This window comes from Mycobacterium sp. TH-M15 (assembly GCF_057473705.1).
Window position 1 is genome coordinate 1 of record NZ_JBYCLB010000375.1, and the last position, 1792, is coordinate 1792.

The 1792-nt window shown below is 71.7% G+C and carries 2 protein-coding genes and 1 pseudogene; 2 read left to right on the forward strand and 1 reads right to left on the reverse strand.

The genetic code is table 11. The annotated features are described in order from the left end of the window. Nucleotides 1–949: class II fructose-bisphosphatase (glpX, locus tag AC2VNT_RS09240; RefSeq protein ID WP_486946572.1), on the reverse strand; the 949-nt coding region annotated here is incomplete at its 3' end. A gap of 55 nt (nucleotides 950–1004) precedes the next feature. Here glpX and AC2VNT_RS09245 point away from each other — a divergent pair. Both AC2VNT_RS09245 and AC2VNT_RS09250 read left to right on the forward strand, forming a co-directional pair. Further along, nucleotides 1005–1637: a DUF4245 domain-containing protein gene (locus tag AC2VNT_RS09245; protein ID WP_486946573.1), complete on the forward strand. Its 633-nt coding sequence runs from the start codon at nucleotides 1005–1007 to the stop codon at nucleotides 1635–1637. A 10-nt stretch (nucleotides 1638–1647) separates the two neighbouring features. Next, nucleotides 1648–1792, forward strand: a pseudogene (locus AC2VNT_RS09250) (dienelactone hydrolase family protein); the annotation flags it as partial.

A 1792-nucleotide genomic window follows, 5' to 3' on the forward strand; every position in this document is an offset into this window, starting at 1 on the left:
ACCGCATCACGATCGACTGGGTGGTGCAGCCGCCGGGGTAGTAGCGCACCCCGTTGAGCAGGTCGCCGTCGGTCACCCCGGTCGCGCAGAAGAACACGTTCTCGCCGGAGACCAGGTGTTCGGTGGTCAGCACCTCGTCCAGGTCGTAGCCGGCGTCCCGCGCCTTGCGCCGCTCGGCGTCATCCGTCGGCGCGAGCTGGGCTTGGATCTCGCCGCCCATGCAGCGGATCGCCGCCGCGGCGATGATCCCCTCCGGCGTCCCGCCGATGCCGGCCAGCATGTCGGTGCCCGAATCCGGTCGGCACGCCGAGATCGCCCCGGCGACGTCCCCGTCGGTGATCAGCCGGATTCGCGCCCCGGTCCCGCGCACGTCGTCGATGAGCTGGGCGTGCCGGGGCCGGTCCAGGATGCAGACCGTCATGTCGCGTGCCGACAGGTTCTTGACCTTGGCGACCGCCCGGATGTTGTCGGCGATCGGCGCGGTGATGTCGATGACGTGGCTCGCGTCCGGCCCGACGGCGATCTTGTTCATGTAGAACACCGCCGACGGGTCGAACATCGCGCCGCGCTCGGCCACCGCCAGCACCGAGATGGCGTTCGGCATGCCCTTGCTCATCAAGGTGGTGCCGTCGATCGGGTCGACGGCGAAGTCGCACTCCGGGCCGTCGCCGTTGCCGACGTGCTCGCCGTTGTAGAGCATCGGTGCATGGTCCTTCTCGCCCTCACCGATCACCACGACGCCGCGCATGGAGACCGAGTTGACCAGTTCGCGCATCGCGTCGACGGCCGCGCCGTCACCGCCCTCCTTGTTGCCGCGGCCCACCCAACGACCGGCCGCCATCGCGCCGGCCTCGGTGACCCGCACCAGCTCCATGGCCAGGTTGCGGTCCGGTGCTTCTCGTCGCGGCGGGCCGGTCTGCGCGCGATCGGTGCGATCCGATTCCGTCATGGCTGTTGATTCTCCCAGAGACGGCTCGGCAGCCGGGACCTGGGATACTGGCGGCGTGACCAGCGAGCCGCAGCCGACTCCGCGACCGGCCAAGCCCCGGCTGCTGCAGGACGGCCGGGACATGTTCTGGTCGATCATGCCGCTGGCGGTGGCCTGCATCCTGCTGGCGGGGCTGGCCGGCACCTGCTCGTTTCGGCCGGGCGGGACGATCAGCGGGCCGGTGCCGTCCTACGACGCCGTCGCCGCCCTGACCGCCGACGCCGAGACACTCGGCTTCCCGGTCCGGGTGCCCCGGCTGCCGGCGGGCTGGCAGCCGAACTCCGGCGGGCGCGGCAGCATCGACGACGGCCGGGTGGACCCGGCGACCGGTCAGCGGCTGCGGGCGATCACCTCCACCGTCGGCTACCTCACGCCGAGCGGCATGTACCTCAGCCTGACCCAGAGCAACGCCGACGAGGAGAAGCTGGTCGCCTCGATCCACCCGGGCCTGCATCCCACCGGCACCGAGCACGTCGACGGCACCGACTGGGTGGTCTACCAAGGGGATTCCGAGCCGGTGTGGACCACCCGGCTGACCGGCAAGACCGGCGCGGCTCAGCTGGCGATCACCGGGGCCGGCACCGTCGAGGAGTTCCGGGTGCTGGCCGCGGCGGTGCAGTCGCGGCCGCCGCTGCCGGCTGGCCGCTAGAGTCGGCCCGGTGAGCGCACCCGAGGTCGACCTGACCGGATGGGGGGTGGCGCCGTTCACCGGCGGCGGATTCACCCACGACGTCTACCGTAAGGGCGGCGGCCCCGGCGTGGTGCTGATCCCGGAGATACCGGGCATCCACCCGGGTGTGCTCG